The following is a 20559-nucleotide window of genomic DNA, read 5'->3' on the forward strand; positions in this document are numbered from 1 at the left end:
AGCAAATGGGTTTTTATGTTAAAAAGGAGATGAACTTATGGAACAGCAAGAAAGTAAAACACAAACATCTAGTAATGAGTTAAAATCAAAAATAGAAATTGGACAAGAAAAATTACAAAAAAAAAAAGATAAATTAATAAAATTACAAAATGAAGCAGAAACAGTTTCTGTTTCTAAGGAAACTAAAAAAGGAATTGTAGAACAAATAGCAGCATTTACAGAAATACAAATAAAAGCATTAACCAAAAAACAAATACCAGCACTCACAAGCGAACAAATACCAGCATTTATACAACAACAAATTAAAGCATTGAGAGAAGATCAAATACAAGAATTTGCAGAAGCACAAATACCACACTTCACAAAAGAACAAATTAGTTATTTTAGAAAAAAACAAATACCCTGATTTACAGATTGACAAATTACTTGACTAACAACTGAGCAAATACCCGCATTTACAAGCGAACAAATACCACACTTCACAAAAGAACAAATACCAAGTTTTACAACAAAACAAATAAAAAATTTTACATGAAAACAACCATTTACAGCAGAGCAAATACCACACTTCACAAAAGAACAAATAGCAGCAATACCACCAATTCAAATTTCATGATTTCATGATGATCAAATCCAAGCACTCACAATTGAACAAATTCAAGTATTTAATGAAAAAATTAAAGTATTAGATAAAGAAGTTGAAAAAAGAACCATAATATTATCAAATTATATTGATGTAATTACTGATGCTATTTTTAAAATAACTAGTTTATTAGAAGAAAATGTTTCTTTGGAAAAGCAAAAAATCGGCAATTTTAAAAATTTTATTTTTTGAATGCTTAGTTGTGGTTCTGTTAATACAAATAAAAGAATAGAAAAAAAACTAAATAAAAATAAAAAGGAAATACAAGAAAAAACTAATGAACGAACAGATTTAAAAATAATATTTGAAAATATTAGTTTAGAAAGAAAAAAAATAAATGATGAGTTAAATAATTTAATTAAATTAACTGAATTATGAAAAAATATTAATGATAAAAAAAATAGTATAAAAAACACTTCACAAGATAAAGAATTTTCTTGTTCTAAATTTGTTCAAGAAATTAATGCTTTAGAATTAACTAGTCAAACACCAGTAAATGATCATGTACAAAACTTACCATAAATATAACCATTATTTATGAATATATAATGCTTATTAAAAAGGAAAAAAACTAAAAATGGAACAATATTATGAATTATTAGGTTTATCTATTGGTGCAACAATTCCTGAAATTAATGCATCTTTTAGACGTTTATCTTTAAAATTACATCCAGATAAAAATACTAATAATCCAGAAGCAACTATTAATTTTCAAAAATTAAGTGAAGCGCGTAATGTTTTAGTTAAACAAAAAGAATATGAAGAAAAAACTAATAAAGTATGGAAAGAAAATTTAAAAAAACAACAACCAGAACAAGAAACATTTCAAAGTAAACAAAAAGAAGAAATTTTAGCTAAGCAAAAATTTAAGATATTTGAAAAAGAAATTGATCAAAAAATAAAAAAATATTATATTGAGTTATTACCTAAAATACTTGATTTTAAAATAGAATTAAAGAAATTAGAAAAAGAACTTTTAACTTTACAGTCAAAAAGTTCTAAATTAAGAAAATCTATTATTAATTTAAATACAAAGAAAATAAATCCAAGAATTAATTTTTATATTAAATGTATTACTTTAGATTTTTATGATTGAAATAAAATAACAGAAAAAGAACTATATGAAAATAAAAATGAATTTATAAAAACCAATAGGGAAAAAGAAAATTTAAAAGAAAAATATGATATAGTGAAAACTAATATGCAAATATTAATTAATGAGCAAAACTTATTACAAGAAGATCTTAAAGAATTATTTGCAAAAGAAGATGATTTGAAAAAATATATAAATTCATTTAATTTAGAAGAAAAAGATTCAATAAGAGATTGAAATAAACACTTTTCATCATCAGTTTAATGATATAAATAATATTATATGAATAGTTAATGATTTAAATATAAATTTAGTTTTATGGTTCAACTAATATTTCATTATTTGATGTTTGTTCATCATTGCGTTCTTCAATAATATTATTATCAATAATAATATAATATTGTAAATATTTATTTCAAATACTGATAATTGGTTTATACAGAAAACTACTAAACATAAAGTTACCAATGCCATGAATAGCATCAAAACTTAATCCAGATAATCAGTAAAGATAAAAACTGGATTTACCAAATAATATTAAATGAATTAGAGCATCAAATGTACCAAAAGTAAAACCTCATAAACTTGTAATAATTACAAAAATTCATCAATGCTTTTTAATTAAATGATGAAATATTCAAATTATTATTACCAATATTGGTCATATACTAAAATATAAAAATATTCAACTATTACCACCGTAAAGTAGAATTTCTAATGAAGCAAAAATTAAAGGAATAGTAATTGACATATATAATGGAAAAACTAATGCTGAAAATGCTAATAGGAAAGTTACAACTTCAATATTTGGTAATATTGCTAGTACTTCTTTTAAAGCAAAGACCAGTGCTGCATATGAAGGAATAATCAAGATACGAATTAATTTTTGGACATGGTTACTCATATTTGTTCTCGGCTTTCTTTATTTTTTAAATTTAAAACCACCTCATAAAGGTGGTTTAGTTATACTAATCGGAGATAAAACATCAATTAAAATTATATAACTGTTATCTGCACCCAGAGATTAGTTTAGTAGTATTAAATAGATAGGTCTACTGGCTTAACTTCATTTTACTTGTTACCCTTCTCAAAATCTTTGATTTCAATGGATTATGTAACTTTTATCAGTATCACAGTTGCTGGGGCAGCTTAAGATTACTTAATTCCCTTTTATGAACAGTTGTTCATCTATTTAATTTTATTTAGTTGTATTTAATGATAAATGATTTAATATATTTTTAATATATTAAATTTTTTCTTTATTTTTTGTTTAATAATGACACTAATTGTGCTTTTGGTAAATTATTCATTTCATTTTGATATTGTTTAAACATATTTTTACATGTTGTAAGTTCAGTTAATGCTTCTTTTAAGTTACCTCAACCTTCAATTATGACTTTCTTTTTTTGTAATTCTTTATATTGTAGAAAGAAATTAACAATTTCATCACGTAAATGTTGTGGTACATCTTTTAGATCTTGATACTCATTAAAGCGTGGATCAGAATTAACAACACCAAATAATTTAGTATCAACTTCACCACCGTCAATCATTTTAATCATTCCTAAAATTCTAACTTCTACTAAGCAACCAGGGAAAGTTGGATAAGTAATTAAACTAATAATATCTAAAGGATCACCATCGTAATCTAAAGTTTCAGGAATATATCCATATTCACCGGGATAAAAATTAGCACCATAAAGAACACGATCTAATATCATAGTTTTAGATTTTCAATCATATTCATATTTATTACTTGATCCTTTGGGAATTTCAACTACCATTTGCACAATGTTATTTTCGCTTTTATTCATTAATACTTCATCTCCTTTTAAAAATTAATTTTATTATATAATAAATAAACGTTTTTTTATATATAATTAAAATAATAAATGTATTTTAAGGAGTAAAAGATGAGTTTAAAATATGAGAAAAAGTGACAACAATTTAAAAGTAATATGAATAATTCTTTAAAACTAACTACCCATAGAATAGCAGTAGTTAGTAGTTTATTAGCAGTTACGACATTAATGACCTTATTAGAAACACCACTTATTTTTTTACCTTTTTTAAAAATTGATTTTGGTAATACTATTAATTTAATTGCATTGTTAATTATTAAACTTCCTTATAGTTTGTTAATTGCCATTATTGTTCCTTGACTAAGTTTAATCTTACCTCATTTTCCTTCTGGTAATGCTGAACCAATTGGTGAATTTGCTTATATGTTAAATACTATTACTTTATTGTTATTATATAGTAGTTTTAAATTATTATTTAAGCAATTACCATTTTGAAAAACGCAATCTAATAATTCTTGAAAACGATTAATGATTATTGAAATACCAACAAGTGTTATTACTTGTATTTTAGTATCATTAATTAGTGCTTTTTATAATTGAGCTTTTATTTTAGACATGTATGGTGCTGCTGATCTTAAAGATAAGATTTGAATTGTATTTGTACCATTTAATTTAATTAAATTTACTTCAGTTTTGTTTTTATATTTATTATTAGTTAGGCCAGTACAAATTTTAGTACAACATTTTAATATTTAAATAATATATTTTAATTGATCTTTTTTTATTTCTATTACTAAAGATTCTTCATTATTTTGTTTTATTTCTGATTCTTCTCAAGGTCTTCAAATATTTACTTCTTCTTTATAATCTTCATCAATTACTAATCGTTCTGAATCACTATCTTCTTCTGAATTATCAAAATAGTTGTTTTCTATTTGTTTGTTAATATTTACTGATAATAAATTTATTGCTTGTTGTTGATTTAAAAATTCTTCTTTATAATTTTGATTCTCATTATTATCACAATTTATTTCCGCAATATTGATAGCTTCTTCTAATATATCTTTTGGAGTTGAGTTGACTGAATGTTTTGTTTTAAGTTCATTCTTTCTTGCTTTTTGTTTTCAAATTCAAATTGTTGTTTTTGAAATGCCAGTTTCTTTTTTGATTTCATCATAACTTTTACCATCTTGTAAATATTGTAATACTTTTTCTTTTATTTCGAGTGTATATTTTTTTGCCATCTTTTAATCTTCCTTTTCTTTTTCAATATTAATTTAATAAAAATCCTAATACAGAAAAATATCTATATAAGGATTTAACACTGTTTAAATTAATGATTAATATTATAATTTATTTTTTAGTTTTTGTTATTTTTATTGTAATAAAAATTATTTATCAAATTATTATTATGATATTTTCATTGTTAATTAATTTTCTAAATTAGAGTAGTATTAATAGTTTTTATAAAAATTTAATAAATGTCTTGTTTTTTAATTAAAAGTAATTTATAATTTTTATAAATAAGTATTTATTTAATTAAATACCTATTTTAAAAAGGAGAAGTTATAATGAGAGTTAAAAGTGTTGACCAAGAAAAAGAAAAAGTAGATATAAAAACAAAGAAAAAAATAAAGATTAATTCAAAACAACAAATTTTTAATATTACTTTGACAGGAATTTTATTGGGATTAGCTGTTGCTTCTTCATTAATTGAAATACCTATTCAGTTTATGGGAGTAATTTTACCATTAAGAATTTTTGATTCATTAATTATTGCTTTTGCTTTACCAATTATTGGTTTATATTATACATTAGCAATTGGTATTATCGAACCTTGATTACATTTATTAGCAGATAGTGATCATCCACCAATTCAAATTTTCTTTGATAATATTGCTAATATTTTATTTATTGTTTCTTTTTATTTTATTTACTACTATCTTTTTAAATTGTGCAATAAAAGTAAAAATTTAAAAGTAGATACTATCAAAAAAATAAGTGCTGGTCTAGTAATAGTACCCTTAAATGCGATTATTGCTACTTTATCTTTTGCTTTAACTTTAGTAGTACTTTATTTTAGTCCTAACCTACCAAGACCTGATGAATATGATAATAATATTCTTAATTTTAATAATCATTCAGTAATTATATTATTTATTTTACTTGGTATTGAAATTTTAAGATTTATTTTTATCTTTATCTTATTTAGTTTAGTTGAAAGAAAGATAGGTTCTGCTAAACGTTATTATTTTTAATAAAAAGTATTTTATTTTATAAAATAAAATGTTAAATTAATACTTATTAATTAAAAATAAAATTAGGGAGCAATATATGAAGTTAATAGTTATTTTAATTATTATCATGAGTATTATTTTTTTAATTGGTTTTATAATAATATTTTTTCTGAAATTAAGAAAAAAGAAAATAAAATCATCAAGGAAAATAAAATATTGTTTATGTGTTCCAAATTCTTATCATAGCATTATCAAGAATAGAAAGTTTAAAAGTAATAATGATTTAGTAAATAATAAAAAAGTTTTGGAAATGTTAACATATTTACAGGAAAGAGATATCGCTAATTATAATAATATTATTCCTACCTTTTATAGCATTTTAGAAAAACCTATCCAATATAATTTGGAAGCTAATAAAAATGTTAATTATTTATTAACTAATATTGTTGATATTTTATGTCATCATCATCACTGTATAGTAAATCCCTTACATTTGATTAAACATTTGTTTAATAAATGTAATAATAAATTACATCAACACAAAAAACATTCTCATTTTACTCAAGAGAATAATCATTCAGTTAAACCAACACATGTTTTTAATAAAACACAAACTAATGCTTCTACACCAAAAACTAATGTTTCTATACCAAAAAAACATAATAAACATACTTTCTCATAAATTTATAAATATTCCTTTACTAGTTATTAGTCCTAACTTAACAAAAACGGAATATCTAATTAAATTCATAATTAAAATGTATTAAGTATCTACTAATTTAACTTATTAGTAGATATTTTTTTTAAAAATAAAATTTACTGTACATTATTTTGTAATAGTTTATAATAATAAGAAAATCATTATAAATGGAGTGTAAAATATGAGACGAAAATTAAATTTATTTTTTACTACCAGCCTTTTATTAAGTTCTAGTATGTCGCTTTTAGCATTCACAATTGATACAAACAATATTAGTATTAATAATTTTGCTAACAACAATGTTGATACTAAAACAGCAACTAAGTATGCTAATGAAACCTCTATTGTTGGTAAATCGTTATTAATTGGTAAAAATAAAGGTTTTAATACTAATAATTTATTAAATAATATGTATAATCAAGCCCCTTCTATTCAAATTGATAATCTTACAGGTAAGAATAATGGAAATGATTTTATTAATGATTGAACTAGCAACTTAGATGGTAATAGTATTAATACTATTCAGTCTTTATTTCAACGTAATGGTATTAATCAATCTAAAGTTGACACTATCGCCAATAATATTAATAGCTATAGTAGTTATCGTGACATATTGCCAATGGTTAAAAATTATTTAAATAATTCTATTTTATCTAATGATGATACTGTTAATATGATTGATGGAATGTTAAAAAATATTAAAAATTTAATACCAAATATTAATGATTACTTATCTTATACTAATTATATTCCAATTATAACTAATACTATTGATGAATTATTAGCAGATTGAGATCAAGAAGATAATTTTAGTGGTAATACTACTTTTGAAAAAATGCAAGATTATATGTCAAAGAAAGCGACATTTGCTCAAGCTTGAAATATTCCAAGTCATGAAAAGTGATACTATGTTAAAGATGAAGCAAAAAATTGAAATTGAAATCAATTTTATGAATATATAGCTGGTGTTAATTTTAATTATATGTTTAAGTCAATATCAGGAAAATATATTGGTGAAATGATTAGCGATAATATTAAATATGCTTTATGAGGTGCTGGACCTATTGGTTTTAATTCTGATAATTTTAATGCTACATTTAGTGAAACTCTTAATAAGATTTTAACAAATCCAGTGGCATGACCTTATTTAATAAAAACAATAATACCAATGGTTAAAAGCGAAGTATTAAAATTAACTAATCCAACTTTTGGCATTGATAGTATTACTTGAGATGATAAAACACTACTTAAAAATAATACAGTTCAACTAAAAAAAGTATTAACTATTTTTCAAGAATTAATATCTTCAAAAGATAATATGCTTAAATTAGTTACCAATTTAATGACCGGACCTTTTGGTGAAGATATTATTGCGAAAGCTACCTTTGCATGAACTGATTCATATTGAACATTACCTGAGATTCAAAAGAAATTTTCTTTTATTTTAGCTATTAGTGATATTCCTCAACAAGTTGTTAATAGTTTAGAATCAGCAATTAAAAATGTTCCAATTAGTGACACAATTAATAAAATATTTGAGTTTACTAATAAATATTTAACAACAAATCCATTAATTGATTTAAAAGATTTAGTAAAATATTTAGATTTAACTTTCGGTAGTAAAGATTTTATTAATGCTTTAAATAATCTTAAATATATTATTAATCATCCAACAACAGATAATATTAGTAAAACTAAAGAAATATTACAATTATTAGGTGTTCAATTTGGTGGTGAAACTAATTTTAAACAAGATAGTGTTTTTGCAAACTTTTCTAATTGATTAAATACTTCTACTAGTAGTTTAAATTCCTTACTAAATATAATAGTTGATAAAACACATCATAATGGTATTCTTGATAATATGTTAAAGGACCAAGAAAATTTATATAAAGATATGTATAGTAAATATTTTGATATTAACAATAATAGTTATTTTACTTTAAATGATATTGCAATGAATACATTTAAACATGATGATGGTAGTGTTAGTGCAGTTTTAAGTTATAAAATTAAAAATAATTTAGATAATAAAAGTTATGATATTACATTTAAAAATGCTAATTTTCTTACAAGTAAAATCTTTAAAATAAAATTATTTCATATTAGTCAATAATTTTTAATAATTTTCTTCAATAATTAGATATTTTAATTTAAAAAGTATCTTAATATACAAGACGGTTATTGCATTTTTTCTTTAAACAATTTAAAATATAGATAACTTATAGATTTAAGAAAAAGTTATTGGGGAAAATAAAGGGGACTAATTATGAAATCATTATTAACAAGATTAAGTGTTTTAACACTTGCAACAACCACAGGAAATTTAATCAATATTTTAAATACAATTGAAGAAAAAAAGTAATGTAAAGATTGTTGTTTACATTACTTAATATTTTTCTATTTTCTTTATTTTGAATATTGTTTTTTAAATGTTTTGATTTTATAATGTATATGAACAGACAAGAAATATGTGCTTAAATCATTAAGCCTGTTTAGTATTATTACCTAAACAGGTTTTTTTGCTGTTTAATTAGAGAAATTTTAACTTAGAAAGAAGAGTAATTAAATGATAAATAATCAAGAACAGTATAAAAAAATTATTACTATTGCTTTAAATGCTATTGGTGCTGGTAGTGCTGGTGCAACTACTAAATTATTACATAATGCTCTTCAAGTTTCACAATGATTAAATTTAGCAAATGCTTTAAATAGGGGTGTTTTTGGGACAGCATTTACATTTTTACCAGATAGTAAAAAAGTAGCAACATTAATAGAAGTTTGAAAAATATTAACAAATACCTCATATATAGTTACAACATTAGATGTTAATTTTATTAAAACAATATTTACTAAAGCAAGTAATTGAGATTTAACAATTCCTAATTTACTACCATTTATTAGTTTTGAAATATCTGCTATTTCTGGTGTTTTGGCTGGAACAACAACACTTACACGTATTTATTTTACTAATAAAGATTCAACAACTAATAAAATATTAAAGTCAATTGAAGATGGTTTTAATTTATTATGTCCTTTTGCTGCAGTTATTGGAGGAGGATCATTATTTTGAACACCTGGTCTTGATTCAAAAATTATTGCTCCAATTTTTGCTACACTTGATGGAGTTTCTGGAACTACTAATTGATTAATAAATAAATTTTGAAATGCTATTGATTTTGAAACTAATAATGAAAATCAGAGCATATTGGATAATGAAGAAATTGGTACTTTATTAATTAATGATGAAGAGTTTAAGACAAGATGTAATGAAACAAATATTGATAATGATTCATCTTCATTAAACTCTGTTAATTCAGTTTTTGTTGCTAATTAGTAATAGTTTTTTGTTAAATTTATTTGAATAGATTTTTAAAATTTAATAATAAAAAATCACTAGCATCTTTATTGTTGCTAGTGATTTTTATTGCTTGATTTGTTAACGTTATGCTAAAAGTAGTGTTTTGTGGGAGTATAAATATTTGTTATTGCATTATCTTAAAAAGCGTTCTAAGATATAAATAACTTATAGATTTAATAAAAAGTTATTGAATAAAATAAAAAGGGAGGTTTTCAATATGAAAACATTGATTACTGCACTAAGTGTTTTAGCATTTGGAACATCTATTGGAACTTTAAATACTGTTTTAAATAAAACTCCACAAAAAATTGAACTTTTAGATAAAAAAACACAACAAGATACAATTTACATTGATAAAGATGGAAAAGAACAAACAACTAATAAAAGAGATTTATCAAATATAAAAACTACCAAAATTACTCAAATTGGTTTTTATAAAAACCAACAAGGTGAAATTCAAGTTGTTAGAATGCCAAAAACAATTAAAGAAGTACCTGACAAATTACCACAAGAAATAACTTCTTTAAATTTTATGTTTTTGGGTGCTTCACAATTTAATCAAGATTTATCAACTTGAGATGTATCTAGAGTAACAAGTATGTTGAGTGTATTTGCTGGTGCTACTTCATTTAATGGTAATATTTCAAATTGAGATGTATCTAATGTCACAGATATGCTTGTTATGTTTAATGGTAGTTTAAAATTTAATCAAGATCTTTCAAAGTGAAATGTATCTAATGTAAGAAGTGTGGGTGGTATGTTTGCTGGTGCTTCATCATTTAATGGTAATATTTCAACTTGAGATGTATCTAATGTAAGAAGTATGAGTGGTATGTTTACTGGTTGTTTTTTATTTAATCAAGATTTATCAGCTTGAGATGTATCTAGTGTAGAAGATATGGTTGGTACATTTGCCAATATTTTAGCATTTAATCAAGATTTATCAACTTGAGATGTATCCAATGTAAGAATTATGACTGGTATGTTTGCTGGCTCAGTATTATTTGATCAAGATCTTTCAAAGTGAGATGTATCCAATGTACTAGATCAGACTCATTTTGCTGTTGGTTCAGCAATTTCTGATTCTAATAAATTACCTAAATTTAAAAACTTTTTTATTAATAACACTATTTAATTTGATCAAAAGTATTTAATTTCTAAGTAATTAACTATAATAAAACTTAGAATAGTATAATAAAATATTATATTTGTTTTTTATAAAAGCATATAATATTGACAAACGGTAAGTTTAAAAAGTTTTAACTCATTTCTTTATTTTTTTAAAGTAAATGAGTTTTTATTTTTATTATTGTATGCTCTTTTATTTTACTGACTAGTCATACATTTAAAGTAATCAATTGCAATTATATGCCAAAGGTTATATAATATGGGTAATAGTGGGAAAGTGTGGGTGATATTATGCTACTAGGACAATCATTGTCAACATTAGATGAAAAGAAACGAATGATAATTCCTTCTAAGTTTAGAAGTTATTTTCATAACAATGAGATTGTTATTGTTTCTAAAGGTTTTGAAGGCTGTTTAGTTATTCGTAACGAAATTGAATTTATTAAATGACAAGATAAAATCTTATCACAATCTGAAGGTCAGAAAGAAGCCAGAATTTTGGCAAGACAAGTATTTGCTAATTCAGAAGAATTAACTATTGATAGTAAAGGTCGCATTAATATTCCACATTCATTATTGACACTAGCTGATATTAAACAAAAAGTAATTATGATTGGACTATCCAATAAAATTGAGATTTGATCAGAAACTAATTGAAATAGTTTTAATCAAGATACCAAGGATAAATTTGAGTCAGCGGCAGCAGCTCTAGATGAGATATAAAAATTATGAATAATATCAATGCAAGACACATTTCTGTAATGTTAACAGAAGTAATTGATTTCTTAAATATTAAACCTGATGGTATTTATGTCGATTGTACGTTAGGACGAGCAGGTCATAGTAAAGTTATACTATCAAAACTTACCTCTGGCAAACTATATGCTTTTGATCAAGATCAAATGGCCATTGATAATAGTAAAATTATTTTAAAAGATTTTAAAGATAAATATGAAATAATTAAAAGTAATTTTGCTAATATTCAATCTGAGCTTTTAAAAAGAAATATTACTAAAGTTGATGGTATATTATATGATTTAGGTATATCATCACCACAAGTTGATGAAGATATTAGAGGATTTAGTTATATGAAAGATGCTAAGTTAGATATGCGTATGGATCAAAGTCAAAAATTAAATGCGTGAGATATTGTTAATAATTATAATTATGAGCAATTAAAAACAATTATTAAAAATTATGGTGAAGAAGTATTTGCTAGTAGTATTGCTAAAAATATTATTAAAACAAGAACTTTTCAACCAATTGATACCACTTTACAATTGGTTACGATTATTAAAAAATCATTACCAGTAAGAGTATTAAATAAGCATCATCATCCTGCCAAAAAGACTTTTCAAGCATTAAGAATTGCTGTTAATAACGAGTTAGAAACATTAAAATCTTCTTTAAAACAATCTTTGAAATTATTAAATTCTAATGGTAGAATTGTTGTTATTAGTTTTCATTCTTTAGAAGATCGTATTGTTAAACAAACTTTTAATGAAGTTTTAATTGATCCACAAGCGCAATTATATGCTAAATTACCAGTTCATAATAATTGAAAAACAAAATATCAATTAATAATTAAAAAACCAATTACACCAAAGCCTGATGAAATAAATAAAAATCCAAGAGCACGAAGTGCAAAGTTAAGAGTTATTACTTATATTGATTCATAAAAATGTTTGGAGGTGAACAATATGAATTTTCAAGAATTATATGTTGTATGTCAAATTGAAGACTTTAGTTTAAAAGTTATGGTTAATAATTATGTTAATAATCAAATTCAGGTTTTATATAAAGAAACTGTTGATACTGAACAGTTTTCTGAAAATGGTGTAATTATTAATTCAATTGCTACAGGTAAGTTATTAAGGCAAATTATTAATAAAATTAATAATACTTTAAATATAAAAGTACAACGTATTGCCTTAACTTTACCTTCAAATAATTTAAAAATTTATCAATCACAAGCATCACTTGATTTTAAAGATGCTAACCACATTATTACTGATGAAGATTGTAGTAAAGTGATTGAAATGGCTAAAAACATTACTATTGATAATAGTGAAATTATTTGTTTAACTAAACCATACAATTTTAAAGTTGATCATGCAATTGGTAATGAACAATTACCAATTGCTAAAAAAGGACAAGTTATGCATGTTGATGCTTTAGTTTATTCATTACCTAAAAGTTTATATAATTCTCACCTCGAAGTATTAACTAATGCCGAAACAGAGTTGTTAACGGTTACTTTAGATCAATTTGCATTAGTATGTAATATTAAAAATACTGATTTTAATCGTAATACAGTTTTAGTTGATTGAAATATTAATAGTACTAAGATTAGTGTTTTTAGTAATTCAGTATTATTTGCAACAACAAATATTAAAATTGGTTGAAATCAAATAATTCAATCATTAATGAAGCAAATGCATTGTGGTTATGATAAAGCTGAAAGATATTTACAAAAAATTATTAATATAAGTAGTAATTATTTATGCGATGTTGTTGTTGATAAGTATGTTGATGAGCAGACAAAATCTATTGTTCGTTTAACAAAAACTGATTTACAAGCAACAGTTAAAAAACAAATTAATGAAATTATTGCTTGTATTGAATATTTTCTTGATGAAGTTAGTGATAATAATAGTTCAGATATGGAAATTATTTTTACGGGAATTACTATTGGTTTATGTGGTTTTGCCAACTATTTTAAAAATAATAGCAAACTAAAAGAAGTAAAATATATGCTTAGCCAAACTCCTGGTGCATATAGTTATCAGTGAACTACTTTAATCGGTAATACTCACTACCAACATTTAGTAAATGTTTTTAGTAATAATTATATTTCATCAATACATAAACCAGAAATTGTATCAAAATTAAATCATTATACGCATTCTAATAATCATGATAATAAGCATTATAATTCCCCCTTTCAACCAAATTATCAGTATAATGATGGTAGTAAATAGAAGAAGACAATTTGATTAATCAGGAGGAAAATAAAATGGAACATAATAATTCACAATTTAAACCAATAGCATCAATTCGGGTAATTGGTATTGGTGGTGCTGGTAATAATGCTGTTAATAGAATGATTGAAGCAGAGGTACAAGGTGTTGATTTTTATGTTGCTAATACTGATGCACAAGTAGTTAATGCATCTCCAGCTGAAAATAAAATTATTTTGGGCAAAGAATTATCAAAGGGACTTGGAGCGGGAGCTAATCCCGAAATTGGTAAACAAGCCGCAATTGAAAGTGAAGCAGAGATTAAACGTGCTTTAGATGGTGCAGATATGGTTTTTATTGCTGCTGGTATGGGTGGTGGTACTGGTACTGGTGCTGCATCAATTGTTGCAAGAATTGCTAAAGAATGTGGTGCTTTAACAATTGCTATTGTTACTAAACCATTTAAATTTGAAGGACGTAATCGTAATGCTCATGCCGTAGTTGGAATTGAAAATTTAAAGAAACAAGTTGATGCAATTATTATTATTTCTAATGATAAATTATTACAAGTAATTGGTAATATTCCTCTTAAAGATTCGTTTAAAGAAGCAGATAATATTTTACGTCAAGGTGTACAGACTATTACTGACTTAATTGCTGTTCCTGCTTTAATAAATTTAGATTTTGCTGATGTTCGTACTATTATTGAAAATAAAGGTAATGCCTTATTTGGTATTGGAATGTCAAAGGGTGAACATAAAGCTAAACAAGCCGCAACAAAAGCTATTTCTTCTCCTTTACTTGATGATGTGACAATTAAGGGTGCTAAAAATGCTATTGTTAATGTTACTGGTGGAACAACAATGACATTAACTGATGCTAATATTGCTGTTGATTTAGTTCGTGATGCTGCGGGTAATGATGTTAATATCATTTTTGGTGTCGCTGTTAATGAAAATTTAAATGATGAAATGATTGTAACAGTTATTGCCACTGGTTTTGAAGAAGAAGGTGCTAATGCTAATAATTTTGCTTATAGTTCAAAAGTTGATAATCATGAATTTATTACTAATAAGACTCAATATTTAAGCGAAGAAATTAAAGAACAAACAAAGAAAAAAGAAGAAGAACAACAAAATTTAGTCCAAGAAGCAGCAATGGAAGCAGATGATGATTTACCATCATTTTTACGAAGACGAAAGGGAGTTTATTAATTATGGGATGAAGAAGTAAAAAATATAAAGACAATGATGAAAATAGTAATTATAAAACCAGTTTTCAAGAACAAATACAAGAATTTGCTCCTAAAAATTATCAAGAAATTGAATCAATTGCTAATGCTATGATTTTACAAAAACCAATTAAAGTTAATTTAACAACAACTGTTGAAAATGATCGAAGAAGAATTATAGATTTTCTTTGTGGTATTTCGTATGTTATTGGTTTTGTTGTTGATAAAACTGATATTCATATTTATGAATTTAAAAATGAATTAAGTTAATCTTGAACAAATAGGTTTTTTATTTCTTTCTAATAATAAAGAAATAAAATTATTTATTTTTTAAATTGTTCTTACATTAATTTTAGAATAAAAATCCCTTCTAAATTAGAAGGGATTTATTGTTTTAATTTGCTTATTTGTTATTTTTTCATGTAATAATAAAATTTATTTCATAATAACAGTGTTTATTATTTTTATATAATATCAATGATGTTTTTATTTATCATTTTAATTAGTAAAATTAATGTAATATAAAGTATGATTTTTGTATATTATTTGCAATACGTTTTATACATGCTACTATTTAGTAATAGTTATCTCAAATATTAGAGATAAACTATATGCATTATTATAGGTAATTAACAAGAGATTTTAGAAATTGTTAATTAACTTTTTCAAATAAATTATAACTAATTTATTTTAGAATTGTTCCTTTGCTTATTTTAATGAAAATTTAAAATAAAAAATTTAAAAAAATATGTTTTTCAAGCCCATTGTTTTATTTTTAATAAAATAAATGGGTTTTTTATTTGAAAGGATGTAAAGAAGTGCCTACAGAAAGTCAAGAAATAGGTTCTGATAATAAAAAGCAAAAAAATATTAAGGATTTTAGAAAAGAAATAATTTCTAAGATTACAAGTGCAAAAATAGAAAGAAAGTATTGTAAACAATTAATAAAAACAGTTAATAGTGATGACGTTACTATATTTTTTAATAGTTTAATTAAAGCAGATTCATTATTTTGCTTTTTAAATATTGTTCATCATCTTTATCAAGAGTTATTTTCTCTTTATAATAATAAAAAGTTTTTAGTATTTGATGAACTTTTATTAGAAAATTTAAAAAATTCATGACAATGAATTGAAAAAGAACGGCAAATTTTTAATGAAGAACATAATTTAATTACTGAATTAAAAAATATAACTAAAGAAGCATTTCCAGAACAATATTTTGAAATTATAAAATTTAAACAAGAACAAGCGCGAATTAATTTTGATTACTTTTTTCCTGAATTAAAACTTCCCAATAATGCGATTAATTTTTGAAAACAAATTATACAAGAAGAAAATCTAGAACAGTTTTTATCGGTAGAGTGAAAAGAAAAAATTGCTGAGTTGTGTAACGTTTTTATTAATTTTGAAAAAAATATTAAAAAATTTAAAATTATTGGTGAAGATTATCAAGAATTTATTTTAAATCATAAAAGAAATCTAGAAAAAGTTAAAGAATGTAGTGAACAAGTGGCATTAGTTAGTAATGTGATGAAAAGAAAACAATTTTTAATTGATTTAGAAGATTATAATAATGAAAGTTATTATAATAGTTTTCAAAAAAAGATAGCAAAAAGTATAAATGAATTAAAAAATTTTATTAATAATATTGAAGATTCTAGGATAATGGATTATTATTATTAATTTCTTATTCTTAATAGTACTGAACAATTTGCAGCGGATAGTTTAGAATGAAGTATTAATAGAATATGTGGTGCTATCAATAATGAATTTACTATATTAAAAAAAATAAGTGATTCATATACAAGTGACTTAGCAAAAAATTTCATAATGAAATATATAACAGAAGCAGTAAAATTAACAAAAAGTACTTCTGAAAGAATAAAAGAAATTACATTACAGTTTGATAGACATTGTGAACAATTAGTTGAAGAAGAAAGTAAATCGATTGAAGTTATTAATAAAAAAATAGCAGCATTAGAAAATATTAATAAAACAGAAAGAACAACATATGAAAATTTGTCAAGAACTTTAGAAAATGTAAGTTTAGACAATGATAAAAAAGTGCTAGCAGAGTTAAAACAGCAAATTGAAAACATTAGAACTATTACAAAAGAAAAAATAACAGAAAGTAAAAAAAAGCAAAAAGAAGCTATTGAAGAAGAAGAAAAACAAAAAACGCTTCAATTAGAAGAAACTAAACAGGGAATTATTAATAATACAAATTTAATGAAAGATAATATTAAAAATTATCATCAAAAAATTATTGAATTTATTAATTTTTTTACAATTTCACTTTATGAATTTATTTTATGATTTAAAAATAATGAATGAGATCGCGAAAAATATAAATTAAACAATATGATCAATAATATTTTACAACCAGGATTAATTATTAAAATTGAATATAAAAATGATAATTTACAATATAAGTTACCATGATCAAATTTTATTTATTTAAAAACAGAAAATGATAATCATTTGGTATTAGCAATTCCTGATAGTGAAGAAGCTAATTTTCAAATATTAAATAAAGAAGGTAGAAAAATTTTGCTTAAAAAATTAATTGAAGAGGAAAAATATTATTTTTTATCTAGAAAATTTTGTAATTTATACACTAAATTTACATTAGTTGAAGATAATTTCTTAAGTGAAAAGGAAGTAAGCAAAATTTTTAAAAAAATAGAAGTATTAAAGAATATTAAAACTATTGAAAATGAAACTCCTCAATTAACAAATAATAAACAAAAAGAATTTTTTCAAGCAAAACTTAATGAAATATTTCAAAAAATTGAAGAACAATATCAGTCACTTGTAACATCATTAAAAGAATTTTTTCCTATTGAAAGATTAAAAGTTATTGATAGTTGAAAGACAATTGATAATAATGAAAATGTAGGAACTAAAGATGAAAGTTCTTTATTATTTGAAATGATTATTAAATATATTGATACATATATAGAAGATTCAATTCCAAAAATTAAAGCAGAAATTGAAAAAGAATGAGAAGAAAGCGAAGATGAAGATTGAGATGCAGTTGAAGCAATAACTACTGCTTTTAAATCTGATTTTGAAAAAAAAGATACTGAAATAGAACATTTAAAAAAAATTCTTGAAGAAAAAGAAGAAAAAATTGCACAACTAGAGACACAATTAAAAAATGTACTACCTAAAAAAAATAGTCCAATTATGAGTTTTAATGGTATAAAAGAGCAATGTGATTTAGAATTTTTACCAATTTTAGAAAACAATTTTGTTGAATTCGAACAAAGTAAAGAAAGTGATTCTAGTAGAAATTTATCTTCAACTTCGCTTGCTTCTTATTAAAATATTCATGTCAAAATTTAATTAATACTTATTTTTTGTTAAATTAGCAAAAAATTGTTATTATTATATTTGTTAAGTATCGTTTTTGTTTATGTTTGTTTTTATATTTTTTTATGTTAAGATTTGTTTGTTATTAAAATGTATGAAATTGGTTTTTAAAAACCTAGAATTGCCGAGTTTTATATATGGATATTCAACAAGATTTTTATGTTAAAAAGATTTTTTATGCTTGTTATGTTAAAAATGTAGTTTTACCTATTTCTTTTTTAAATAATATTGGAAATAAAAAAGGTAAATGTTATGTTGGTAATAAACAAAAATTAAGAAATAATACTGTTCGTACTAAAAATAATTTAATTCAAAAAGCATTGCATAATTTTTATAATAGTAATATTTTGAGTTTTGTTACTTTAACTTATAAAGAAAATATGCAAGATGTTAAACAATCAAAAAAAAGATATTCGTTTATTTTTTCTTAAATTAAAGAAATGATGAAATGACCCTAAGCGTGCTGAATATATGGGGGAATTAAAATATATGTATGTTTATGAATATCAAGACCGTGGAGCAGTACATTTTCATATAATTTTTAATAGAAAAATACCTTATAATATGATACGTGATTGATGACCACATGCTGGTAATGCTAAGGGCATTGATTTAAGAGTTGTTCGTAAAGGTACAAATGAGTTTGTTATTAAATATTTAGGTAAGTATGTTACAAAATCATTAGATGATGTTAAATCTATAAATCAAACAGATATAGGTATAAAAGCATATTCTTTTAGTCGTAATTGTAAAAATCCTATTATAGTTCGTGGAATTAAAAAAATGACAATTCAAGATATAATTAAAGCAAGTTTTAATGCAACAAATGTATTTTATTTTAAAACTCAAAGAGATAGTAATGGTGATACTGTTATGATTGGTGGTATTATTGAAAGTACTGTTGTTAATGATTATTTTAAAGAGTATGAAGATTACGAACGATATGTATATTTAAGTGCTTTATCGTATAAACATTATTTACGAACCAGTGAAATTGGTTATTTAATTCAAAGAGATAAAGATGTTTTAATTTGGACAGAGAAAGTTTTTGGCAATAAAGTTGAGAAAATAGATTTTAAGAAAAAAGTTTTACATTAGAAAAAAATGGTTTTTCTATATTTTTACTTGTATATATATATATATATATATATAATGGTTAATGAGCATTAGTAATTACGGCAATTCTTACTAGTGTTCATTTTTTTATTTTTAATTGTATTTTTATTTTTTTGTGATATATTATTAGTAAGTATAGGTTTACCCTACTATGCTTAACTTATTAAATTAAATTTTAATGAATTGCCGAGGTTAAGTTTTTTTATGTTCAAAGTACAGTTAGTTAATATTGAAAAAGGGCGTATTATTCCCGACAAAAATAATAAAGGTCAAACATTAAAGTTTGATGTTTTGAAATTTGTAGAAATAAATAAACAAACAAGCGTGCCAACTGGTCAAACACGTGATAAATGATATAATCCGGAATTTGCTAGTGATTTTAATAATTGTTTATCTGCTGTTGATTTAAAAGTTGGTAATTTTTATTCACTTGAACTTGATTTAAGCGGTAATATTAAAAAACTTTCTAATTGAAAATAGTTATTTATTAAAATTACCCTTTTAAATAATTATTAATATGTTAGGAGTTAAGTTTAAATTATGGCTAAAAATGATAATTGTTCATGTCAACAAGCATTTCATTTAGCAATTTATATGTGTAAACTTTGTGACCAAGTTATTTGTCCTAAAAGAGTTTTGCAAAACTTATATACTAAAAAATATTATTGTCCAAATTGTATATTAGATATTGCTTTAAATAAGGCAATAAGACAGCAAGAAAGTAAGTTAAATTATGAGACATAAGTGTAGTGATTGGACTTATGAAAGAGTATATGGTTGTGAAAGTTGTTATAGAGTTGCTAATGAAATGGAACGAATAAGAAAAGAAAATAAAAGAAATAAGTAAAAATTGAATAAGGGGCTTATATATGGATTATATATTTTTCATTAAGCCCCAATGGATTAGATTA

At 23.2% G+C, this 20559-nt stretch carries 22 protein-coding genes and 1 riboswitch; of the genes, 19 read left to right on the forward strand and 3 right to left on the reverse strand.

The window, feature by feature from the left end; translation table 4 throughout:
* The first annotated feature begins 37 nt into the window (after positions 1-37).
* Both AACK96_RS02210 and AACK96_RS02215 read left to right on the forward strand, forming a co-directional pair.
* Positions 38-1165, forward strand: a complete 1128-nt coding sequence (locus AACK96_RS02210; protein WP_338974779.1) for a hypothetical protein — start codon at positions 38-40, stop codon at positions 1163-1165.
* Between the two features lie 55 nt (positions 1166-1220).
* Positions 1221-2000 (forward strand): J domain-containing protein, encoded by a 780-nt coding sequence (locus tag AACK96_RS02215; protein ID WP_338974780.1) that lies wholly within the window; start codon positions 1221-1223, stop codon positions 1998-2000.
* Positions 2001-2052: 52 nt separating this feature from the next.
* On the opposite strand, the gene AACK96_RS02220 is transcribed toward AACK96_RS02215, so the two are convergent.
* Together AACK96_RS02220 and AACK96_RS02225 are read right to left on the reverse strand one after the other, a co-directional pair.
* Positions 2053-2640 carry a hypothetical protein gene (locus AACK96_RS02220; RefSeq protein WP_338962242.1) on the reverse strand — a complete coding sequence of 196 codons (588 nt, stop codon included), beginning with the start codon at positions 2638-2640 and terminating at the stop codon, positions 2053-2055.
* A gap of 124 nt (positions 2641-2764) precedes the next feature.
* Positions 2765-2943: riboswitch (cobalamin riboswitch) on the reverse strand.
* 52 nt (positions 2944-2995) lie between these two features.
* Positions 2996-3550 carry an inorganic diphosphatase gene (locus AACK96_RS02225; RefSeq protein WP_338974782.1) on the reverse strand — a complete coding sequence of 185 codons (555 nt, stop codon included), beginning with the start codon at positions 3548-3550 and terminating at the stop codon, positions 2996-2998.
* A 99-nt stretch (positions 3551-3649) separates the two neighbouring features.
* On the opposite strand from AACK96_RS02225, the gene AACK96_RS02230 reads away from it, so the two are divergent.
* Positions 3650-4294 carry a hypothetical protein gene (locus tag AACK96_RS02230; RefSeq protein WP_338974783.1) on the forward strand — a complete coding sequence of 215 codons (645 nt, stop codon included), beginning with the start codon at positions 3650-3652 and terminating at the stop codon, positions 4292-4294.
* On the opposite strand, the gene AACK96_RS02235 is transcribed toward AACK96_RS02230, so the two are convergent.
* Positions 4291-4782: a helix-turn-helix domain-containing protein gene (locus AACK96_RS02235; protein WP_338974785.1), complete on the reverse strand. Its 492-nt coding sequence runs from the start codon at positions 4780-4782 to the stop codon at positions 4291-4293. The genes AACK96_RS02230 and AACK96_RS02235 overlap by 4 nt on opposite strands.
* Positions 4783-5109: 327 nt before the next feature.
* Here AACK96_RS02235 and AACK96_RS02240 point away from each other — a divergent pair, with 327 nt between their 5' ends.
* From AACK96_RS02240 to AACK96_RS02315, 16 genes are all read left to right on the forward strand, one after another.
* Positions 5110-5796, forward strand: coding sequence for a hypothetical protein (locus AACK96_RS02240; protein ID WP_338962254.1), 687 nt, complete (start codon positions 5110-5112; stop codon positions 5794-5796).
* Positions 5797-6085: 289 nt separating this feature from the next.
* Positions 6086-6457: a hypothetical protein gene (locus AACK96_RS02245; RefSeq protein ID WP_338962256.1), complete on the forward strand. Its 372-nt coding sequence runs from the start codon at positions 6086-6088 to the stop codon at positions 6455-6457.
* A gap of 253 nt (positions 6458-6710) precedes the next feature.
* Positions 6711-8591: a hypothetical protein gene (locus AACK96_RS02250; RefSeq protein WP_338974787.1), complete on the forward strand. Its 1881-nt coding sequence runs from the start codon at positions 6711-6713 to the stop codon at positions 8589-8591.
* 453 nt (positions 8592-9044) lie between these two features.
* The gene (locus AACK96_RS02255; protein WP_338974789.1) at positions 9045-9812 is read left to right on the forward strand and encodes a hypothetical protein; all 768 of its coding nucleotides are present in this window, start codon (positions 9045-9047) and stop codon (positions 9810-9812) included.
* Between the two features lie 241 nt (positions 9813-10053).
* Entirely contained in the window at positions 10054-10971 is a 918-nt protein-coding gene (locus AACK96_RS02260; RefSeq protein ID WP_338974791.1) for a BspA family leucine-rich repeat surface protein, read from the forward strand.
* Between the two features lie 272 nt (positions 10972-11243).
* Positions 11244-11687 (forward strand): division/cell wall cluster transcriptional repressor MraZ, encoded by a 444-nt coding sequence (gene mraZ, locus AACK96_RS02265; RefSeq protein ID WP_281748124.1) that lies wholly within the window; start codon positions 11244-11246, stop codon positions 11685-11687.
* Positions 11688-11692: 5 nt separating this feature from the next.
* A complete protein-coding gene (gene rsmH / locus AACK96_RS02270) occupies positions 11693-12643 on the forward strand; it encodes a 16S rRNA (cytosine(1402)-N(4))-methyltransferase RsmH (protein WP_338974793.1) in 951 nt (316 codons plus the stop codon).
* Between the two features lie 21 nt (positions 12644-12664).
* Positions 12665-13945 carry a hypothetical protein gene (locus AACK96_RS02275; RefSeq protein WP_338974795.1) on the forward strand — a complete coding sequence of 427 codons (1281 nt, stop codon included), beginning with the start codon at positions 12665-12667 and terminating at the stop codon, positions 13943-13945.
* A gap of 35 nt (positions 13946-13980) precedes the next feature.
* Positions 13981-15138 (forward strand): cell division protein FtsZ, encoded by a 1158-nt coding sequence (gene ftsZ / locus AACK96_RS02280; RefSeq protein WP_338974798.1) that lies wholly within the window; start codon positions 13981-13983, stop codon positions 15136-15138.
* A gap of 2 nt (positions 15139-15140) precedes the next feature.
* Positions 15141-15425: a cell division protein SepF gene (gene sepF / locus AACK96_RS02285; protein WP_286642494.1), complete on the forward strand. Its 285-nt coding sequence runs from the start codon at positions 15141-15143 to the stop codon at positions 15423-15425.
* Between the two features lie 548 nt (positions 15426-15973).
* Positions 15974-16840, forward strand: coding sequence for a hypothetical protein (locus AACK96_RS02290; RefSeq protein WP_338974800.1), 867 nt, complete (start codon positions 15974-15976; stop codon positions 16838-16840).
* A gap of 147 nt (positions 16841-16987) precedes the next feature.
* Positions 16988-18484, forward strand: a complete 1497-nt coding sequence (locus AACK96_RS02295) for a hypothetical protein (RefSeq protein ID WP_338974802.1) — start codon at positions 16988-16990, stop codon at positions 18482-18484.
* 185 nt (positions 18485-18669) lie between these two features.
* Entirely contained in the window at positions 18670-18963 is a 294-nt protein-coding gene (locus AACK96_RS02300; protein WP_338974804.1) for a hypothetical protein, read from the forward strand.
* Positions 18920-19630 (forward strand): rolling circle replication-associated protein, encoded by a 711-nt coding sequence (locus tag AACK96_RS02305; protein ID WP_338974806.1) that lies wholly within the window; start codon positions 18920-18922, stop codon positions 19628-19630. The genes AACK96_RS02300 and AACK96_RS02305 overlap by 44 nt, the downstream gene beginning before the upstream one ends.
* A 222-nt stretch (positions 19631-19852) precedes the next feature.
* Positions 19853-20128: a hypothetical protein gene (locus AACK96_RS02310; RefSeq protein WP_174480871.1), complete on the forward strand. Its 276-nt coding sequence runs from the start codon at positions 19853-19855 to the stop codon at positions 20126-20128.
* Positions 20129-20188: 60 nt separating this feature from the next.
* Positions 20189-20392 carry a hypothetical protein gene (locus AACK96_RS02315; RefSeq protein ID WP_338974809.1) on the forward strand — a complete coding sequence of 68 codons (204 nt, stop codon included), beginning with the start codon at positions 20189-20191 and terminating at the stop codon, positions 20390-20392.
* Positions 20393-20559: the final 167 nt, after the last annotated feature.

This window comes from Spiroplasma endosymbiont of Tricholauxania praeusta (genome assembly GCF_964019535.1).
Taxonomy (GTDB): Bacteria; Bacillota_I; Bacilli_A; order Mycoplasmatales; family VBWQ01; genus Spiroplasma_E; species Spiroplasma_E ixodetis_A.